Annotated in this window: 8 protein-coding genes and 1 pseudogene; 4 read left to right on the top strand and 5 right to left on the bottom strand. The window is 36.2% G+C overall.

Annotated elements, in window-relative coordinates; all coding sequences use genetic code 11:
- Positions 1-447 (top strand): annotated as a pseudogene (locus ACFIJL_RS08400) (late control protein); the annotation flags it as partial.
- An 84-nt stretch (positions 448-531) separates the two neighbouring features.
- Here the strand turns inward: ACFIJL_RS08400 and ACFIJL_RS08395 are convergent.
- Together ACFIJL_RS08395 and ACFIJL_RS08390 are read right to left on the bottom strand one after the other, a co-directional pair.
- Positions 532-852 (bottom strand): addiction module antidote protein, encoded by a 321-nt coding sequence (locus ACFIJL_RS08395; RefSeq protein ID WP_273783426.1) that lies wholly within the window; start codon positions 850-852, stop codon positions 532-534.
- Positions 839-1,141, bottom strand: coding sequence for a type II toxin-antitoxin system RelE/ParE family toxin (locus ACFIJL_RS08390; RefSeq protein ID WP_375624194.1), 303 nt, complete (start codon positions 1,139-1,141; stop codon positions 839-841). The genes ACFIJL_RS08395 and ACFIJL_RS08390 overlap by 14 nt, the downstream gene beginning before the upstream one ends.
- Positions 1,142-1,302: 161 nt before the next feature.
- Between ACFIJL_RS08390 and ACFIJL_RS08385 the strand changes: the two genes are divergently transcribed.
- The 3 genes from ACFIJL_RS08385 to ACFIJL_RS08375 all read left to right on the top strand — a co-directional run bounded on the left by ACFIJL_RS08385 (position 1,303) and on the right by ACFIJL_RS08375 (position 2,533).
- The gene (locus tag ACFIJL_RS08385) at positions 1,303-1,965 is read left to right on the top strand and encodes a lysozyme (protein ID WP_375624192.1); all 663 of its coding nucleotides are present in this window, start codon (positions 1,303-1,305) and stop codon (positions 1,963-1,965) included.
- On the top strand, positions 1,962-2,189 hold the full coding sequence (locus tag ACFIJL_RS08380; protein ID WP_375624190.1) for a hypothetical protein: 228 nt from the start codon (positions 1,962-1,964) through the stop codon (positions 2,187-2,189). The genes ACFIJL_RS08385 and ACFIJL_RS08380 overlap by 4 nt, the downstream gene beginning before the upstream one ends.
- Positions 2,190-2,320: 131 nt before the next feature.
- Positions 2,321-2,533, top strand: a complete 213-nt coding sequence (locus ACFIJL_RS08375; RefSeq protein ID WP_375624188.1) for a hypothetical protein — start codon at positions 2,321-2,323, stop codon at positions 2,531-2,533.
- Positions 2,534-2,741: 208 nt separating this feature from the next.
- Here ACFIJL_RS08375 and ACFIJL_RS08370 read toward each other — a convergent pair whose 3' ends face one another.
- From ACFIJL_RS08370 to ACFIJL_RS08360, 3 genes are all read right to left on the bottom strand, one after another.
- Complete coding sequence (locus ACFIJL_RS08370; RefSeq protein ID WP_375620555.1) at positions 2,742-3,608, bottom strand: DNA adenine methylase; 867 nt, start codon at positions 3,606-3,608, stop codon at positions 2,742-2,744.
- Between the two features lie 68 nt (positions 3,609-3,676).
- Positions 3,677-5,059 (bottom strand): ParB/Srx family N-terminal domain-containing protein, encoded by a 1,383-nt coding sequence (locus ACFIJL_RS08365; RefSeq protein WP_375624186.1) that lies wholly within the window; start codon positions 5,057-5,059, stop codon positions 3,677-3,679.
- 275 nt (positions 5,060-5,334) lie between these two features.
- A partial coding sequence (locus tag ACFIJL_RS08360) for a tyrosine-type recombinase/integrase (RefSeq protein ID WP_375624184.1) occupies positions 5,335-6,213 on the bottom strand: 879 nt, incomplete at its 5' end.

Here is a 6,213-nt window from a genome sequence, read left to right as displayed (position 1 = left end):
CATGATATCCGCACTGGTGAAAAAAAGGAAGTCAAGGTTGGTAAAGAGCCTTTTCATGAACTCAAATACACCTACCATAACCAATCAGAGGCTGTTGCAGCCATTGCTGCTTATCGCAATAAATCATCACGCGGTAAGTCTTCTTTCTCATGTGATATCGGTGGTGATCCGTTTGTGCAAGCAGAAGCAAAGCTTGTTCAAGAGCCCCCTTTCCGCCCCTATATTCCAGCAGAATGGCGTATCAAAAGTGTTAAGCACAAACTTGATAAAACGGGTGGTTACACCACAAAAATAGAATGCGAACTTTTTGATGAAGCCCAAGAAAACACAGCTGGAAACGTTGCAAACACCACACCAGACAAAGATGATACCCTTGACCCAAACGCCCCACCAAACGCATGCGACGAAGGCGAAGGCGTCATCCATATGGACGAAGAGGATACATGATAGGTTATAAACCAGATGTAGAGCCCCTCATTTAAAAGATTGCTTAAATACCTCCCTTCCCCATCTTTAAAGGTGGGGAGGTAGTCAAGATGCTTCTTCTAAAGCTGCTTGTTCCTTACAATTATTTTGGATAGGCGTTAAGCTAATCTGCAAATTTAAAGCACTCAAAACACTGAGAAAAGTAGAAAGCCGTGGGTCGCCTTTATCACTTAAAGAACGATAAAGAGACTCTCTTGATAGCCCTGTATTTTGGGCGATTTTACTCATTCCTTGGTTTTTCGCTATTATACCAAGAGCATGGGCAAGATACTTACTATCTTTGCTTTCAAGAGCATCTTCTAAAAGAATCCTTTGTGTCTCAGGTGTCTTGAAATATTCACTTGTGTCAAATTTAGTAATTTCCATGTTTCATTTCCTTTACTAATTGAAGAGCTTTTTCGATATCTTTTTGTTGTGTAGATTTATCACCCGCATTTAATAACAAAATGATTTGTTTACCTTGTTTTACAAAATAGATTCTATAGCCAGGACCATGATGTATTTTTAACTCTCCAATTCCACGGAAAAATTTTACATTTCCAAGAAATCCCGTTTCTATTCTTGCTATCCGTTTAACAATATGCGCTTGCGCAATCTCATCTTTTAAAGAATCTAGCCATTTTATAAAATACTCTGTTTTGTATACTGTAAACATTTGTAACTTATAAGATACAATTATTACAATGTCAAATACATTCTTTTGTTCCAATGAAAAAGCGACATGAAGCTTAACCAAGCTATCTTTCCGAATGAGAAAGATGTCAATTTTTTTAATCCAGCTCTGCTTTTTGCGGAGCTTTTTTTATGGAGAAGCATATGCGAAAAATATCATCAGAAGGACTAGCACTTATTAAACAATGGGAAGGTTTGCGTTTGAACGCCTATAAAGATGCCATTGGGGTATGGACAATAGGTTATGGACATACAAACAGTGCTGGAAAACCTTTTATTTACGAAGGCATGACAATCACTGAAAAGCAAGCTGAAGAACTTCTTTGTCAAGACTTAAGACAATTTGAAAATGCTGTTGAACGCGCGGTTACAGTTTCATTAACGGATGAACAATTCGCGGCGTTAGTGTCCTTTTGCTATAATGTAGGAACAGGAGCCTTTTGTAACTCGACACTGTTAAAAAAGCTCAATCAAGGTGAATATGAAGCTGTCCCTGCCGAGCTACAGAAATGGACCAAAGCAGGCGGAAAGCGTCTTGAAGGTCTAGCACACCGGCGTGCGGCAGAAACAGGCTTATGGGCGAAAGGTGCTTTTGTTTCCTCTAACTACCAAACAGTCGAAACGCAAGCACCAACAGGTTTTTTCAAAGCAGAAGCCCTTGCACCGATTATTGGCTCTTTTTCTGGGCTTGGTGGTTTGTTAGCAGGAAATGGACCAATCCAATGGGCTTTGGCAACCATTATGGTTTTAGCCGCATGTGCTGGTATTTTCTTTGTTGCTAAACGCTTTCAGGAGCACCGCCTATGATCTTATGGATGAAAAGAAATCTGATGCTAACAGGCGCGGCTTTAGCCGCTTTTTTTATTGCATTAGCAAGAGCTTTTACTCTTGGGAAAAAAGCAGAGCAACAAAAGCAAACAGAAAAAGCTTTAAAAGCAGCCACAACACGGCTGGAGGTGGAAAATGAAGTTAATCAAAAAAGTGATGCTGATGTGCATGCTGCTCTCTCTGACTGGTTGCGCGACAAATAAATATGCTTCTTCTTGTATTGGCTGGTTGCCAATTTATTTAAGCCGGAAAGATCTGAACACCATCAGTTCAAACTTAGCAAGAGAAATTTTAAAGCACAATAATCTAGGTGAACGCGTGTGTGGGTGGAAACATGGCTAGAAAAAAAACACAAGACGATATAGAGCTTACAGAAGCAGAAAAAGAAATACTTCAAGAAATCATCATGACCTACAAAAGTGTAAAAGTGATGTCTCGTTATACGAAATGGATTGTACTCATTATACTCTTATTAGCGCTTGATTTTTCACGTATTATAGATGCATTAGTAAGTATTTTTACACAAAAACCAAATATCCAACTCTAAACATACTCTGAGACGCGCGAAATTCTTTAGAAAATGATTTCTTAATTTTGCTCGTCTCATGGAGGCGATAGAGAATGTCTTCGCCCATTTAAAATAGTGGTTCTCAAAGAGTTAAACACACCAAACCTTTCCTTAAAATATGAAATTGACTGACAGCAATCAAACTTTCAAAGCTTGTAGAGAGAACAAATTTTGTTTATGAAAGCAGCTAAGCCACGTTACAAAGTGATGTTATATTCTGTTCTAATGATTGTGGAATTTTGATCTTTGGTGAGAAAATCATCAGTTCTTGAGCTTGTCTCTTATTTTGTAGAGAATACCGTATATTAAATTCTATTTTAGGATATTGATTGTACAAGAATTTAATTTCTTCTACGTTGTCATAAGTAATTAACCAAAGCGCATTCACATGTTTAGAAATGATACTTTCTAAATCGCAATGATCTTTAGCTTTATAAAATGAAGTATACAGCTCTTTTCCTTTTTTAAAATAAGGAGGGTCCATATAAAAAAAGGTGTTTTCATCAGTTCCATAACGCAGCAAAAATTCCTGTGCATTTAAACGAGTTAAATATATCCTATCTTTTTGTACACTTATATTTCTAATCCGGCTAATTAAGTCCCTTTTGTTGAATCTACAGTTTATTTTGTAACTCCCAACTTGTTGTTTTCCTCCAATAGGACCAGCATTTTTAATGATTCCAGATCTGTTTGTGCGATTCAAAAAAAATGCAGCAAACCCAACGCTAAGCACGTCTGCGTTTTCAGGAGAAATTTCTTTTTGTTTATACCACTCTTCTAAGTTAATGGTCGTTGTATTGATTTTTTCTATTAATTCTTCTGTCTTGTGCAAAACACAATACCAAAAACTCCAAATAAACGGATCAATATCATTAATGTAGATATCTTTAACATCGTTATTTAAAAGAAAATTTAGAGCCAATCCGCCCCCACCAGCAAAAGGCTCACGATAAGAACATCCATTTAATCCATTTTTCTCAAAAATTTCTTTGATTCTTCCATAGAGTGCAGCCTTGCCACCAGGATACCTTAATGGAGAATAATTATAAGCCATCTCTGTAAACCTTACAGTATTAAAACAAAGCCATGTTATCATATTTTGTTCATATTGGCCAGCAATGGCTAAAGCATTTGACGAGCATTCTGCAATTTTTTGTCATACACTTCATTGATTAATTGCATTAACACTGGCTTTAATACTTGTATATCACTGAGAACCTCTAGATAACTCAAGGGTGCTGAACGGAAGGCATGTTTAGCTGTATTGGCTTGCATTCTAACCTTCGCTAGAGTGTCTAAAATAGCTTTCTCATTTTCATTTATATACTGTGTATCGTCAAGTTCGGTTTTTAATAATCGACAATACTTTGAAAACTTATCCTTTAAAAAATTATCAAAAGATTTGTTTTCTCGGCCTAAAAAGCCTGTCAGCCCTTCGAATAAACAACTAAACGCTATATACACAAGAGGTGTATCAGCGTCAGTACCTAATTTTTTTACTGAAGAATATATACTGATGGGTTTTATAATACCTAATTTCTGCAACTGATCTGCAATTTCTTCATCATAAATGCGGCGAAATAATTTTTGTTTTGGATAATTTCCATCTTTATTCGCATCGCTTGTAGGTAGATTATCTTTTCTTTTAGAATACTCTGTTTCTTTTTTATCCTTGCCTTTTCTAGCAAGCTTTTTAGAAGAACTAAATAAATTAGTTAGATTAGAAGAATCAAATGATTTAGTTAGACCAAATTTGCGAGATAAGATTTCAAAATATTTTTCTATATCTTTTCTATTATTGCAAGAACGAGAATTTATCTTTTTTTCAAGTATATCTTGTACAAATTGTTTCAAAAAATTATCAAGTGCAGAATTTTCTTCATATGAACATGAAAAGATGAGCTTGTCCTCCAACTGATTATAATAAATTCCAGTATACTCAAAAAAAGTTGTTTTAGAAATCAAACGTGTGACAGTCGTTATCTCATAATCTAATGAAGGATCCTCCAACAGATGATTCAATAATAGGTATGCAAATCTATTCGGATTGTCTGGCGAATAACGTGACTTTTGTATAGCATTCCATGGCTTCACACCTTTTCCATTATTTTGACCTAAATGCTTTATCTCCATCCAGTGATTTGCTTCTTTTATGTCAGAAGCAATAGCACATTCTACAGAAGTTATGTGAATTTTACGGTCAGCACTATATTTAGCGATCTTTTTACTTAGATGCTCTGGAGCTAGACTTGGATTATCAAGAAGTTTGAGCGCAGCAAGCCGCCGATTACCTTCTTTAACAACGTACTTCTCTCCATCTTGTATTACCATAAGCTTTTCAAATGGAGACAACCCGTTTTCAGCAATATCTTCGGACAATTCCAAAATTTTTTCTGTAATACAAAGAAAATTTATAGCATCCTTTTCACTTGTGAATCTGGGAATTCTAGGATTTTCTAGATCAAGTTTAAGTGTTTTTAAAGAAAATTCTTTAGTGTTTATCATTACTCTTAACCAACAATACAAAATATCGAATCATAATATTAACATGGTAAACTGACAAATATTCTATATTAAAGTCTACTTTAATATATGAATCACACTTTGGAATCTCTCTTTAATCTTCTCTAGCTAAAAGGCGAGTAATGTTTTAAACATCGTCCAACTTTTTCCTTTTATTTCAAAGTGAAGTAAACGTAAATGCTGCAAAAGAATCCAGTTCAGGCACTTACATCATTTGAGAAAAATTTCTGAGAAAAGACTCTCTATTTTTAATTTTGTCAAGCCTTTCCTGATATAAAAGACGCCCATTGTTCCAAGAGAACATGTCGCTGTTCTAAAAAATCCGTTCGCATGTAGGCTTTCGTCACTGAACTCCCAACTGTATGTGCAAGAACAGTTTCGGCAATCTCAAATGGTGTTGACGTTGTCTCTGCTATCCAGTCCCGTAAGCTTGAACGAAAACCATGGGGACGATAGGTTAAGCCGCAAACTGTCATATACTTTGCCATGGTGGCATCAGAAATGGGGTTGCCTCTAAGACCAGAAAAGAGAAAACCATTCTTTTCAAAGGGGAGAGTTTTTTCAATAACTCTCAAAGCTTCATCACTTAGTGGCACGCGAAAGTCTGAAACTTTCCCTACAATACCTTTCATGTTTTCTTTTGGTATCGTCCATATATTTTTGTCAATTTGTTCAAGACGCAAATAGCGCAATGGATATGACCGTGCGCCTGTCAAAATCAATAACTTCAGTGCTAAATTTGAAAGGATCTTATCATCCAAGCTTTGATAAAATGCCGGAACCTCTTGCCATGGCATAGCAGGAATATTTGTTGATGTCGCACGTGGTTTTCCTAAAAGAGCGCGTGCTTTCATACAAGCCTGTAGATCAACATCTAAACCAAGAGCCGCAGCATATTTCAAGCAAATATTGATACGGTTAAGTGCTTTTCGCGCTGTGTCTGCTTTTTCATGCCAAAGGGGTGAGAGAACATTGCGGATGATATTGGCTGTTAATTTTTCTATAGGTAATTTGCCTATGTGTGGAATAACGTGCAACTCTAGTGGAGAAAACCAGCGACCGTTTTTACCTTCATTTTTCAACTCTGCTTTTTTGCTTTCAAAAGCCGCTTTTGCAATTTCTTGAAAAATATTGCT

Origin of the sequence: Bartonella sp. TT119HLJHH (genome assembly GCF_042193385.1) — a bacterium.
In the GTDB taxonomy this organism is placed as follows: domain Bacteria; phylum Pseudomonadota; class Alphaproteobacteria; order Rhizobiales; family Rhizobiaceae; genus Bartonella.
Note: the sequence above shows the minus strand (reverse complement) of the source record. Positions and strands in the feature narration are given on the sequence as shown.